The sequence below is a fragment of the Methylobacterium oryzihabitans genome (assembly GCF_004004555.2).
Classification (GTDB): Bacteria; Pseudomonadota; Alphaproteobacteria; order Rhizobiales; family Beijerinckiaceae; genus Methylobacterium; species Methylobacterium oryzihabitans.
Genome location: NZ_SACP01000100.1, coordinates 1 through 570, shown reverse-complemented (window position 1 = coordinate 570; position 570 = coordinate 1). Strand labels below are relative to the sequence as shown.

General features: G+C 64.4%; 1 protein-coding gene. It reads right to left on the bottom strand.

From position 1 onward, the window contains the following. Positions 1–570, bottom strand: a 570-nt coding sequence (locus EOE48_RS28510; protein ID WP_281292810.1) for a PrpF domain-containing protein, incomplete at both ends; no start/stop codon positions are given.

The following is a 570-nucleotide window of genomic DNA, read 5'->3' as shown; positions in this document are numbered from 1 at the left end:
ACGCCCGGCAGCCTGGTCGACATTGTCGATCAAGCCCATGCGCACGGCGCCATAAGCACGAATGGTCTCGAAACGCAGCAGCGCCTGCGGGTCGCCGGTGATAGCGTCCTGCAGATCGGTACCGGTGTAGCCGATATCCGCCGCGTTTACGAAGATGGTCGGAATGCCAGCGTTGATCAGGGTCGCCTTGAAGGTGCCGACACCCGGCACCTCCAGGTCATCGACCAGGCTGCCAGTGGGGAACATCGCACCGCCGTCGTCACCGTCGTCGGCCGCCGGGTCGAGGAACTCCAGTTGCACCTCGGCCGCCGGGAAGGTCACCCCGTCCAGCTCGAAGTCGCCGGTTTCCTGCACTTCACCTTCAGTGATCGGGACATGGGCGATGATGGTCTTGCCGATATTGGCCTGCCAGATGCGCACCGTGGCGATGCCGTTGCGCGGAATGCGCGCCGGGTCGACCAGGCCACTGCTGATGGCGAACGAACCGACCGCAGCAGACAGGTTGCCGCAGTTGCCGCTCCAGTCGACGAACGCCTTGTCGATGCTGACCTGGCCGAACAGGTAGTCGAC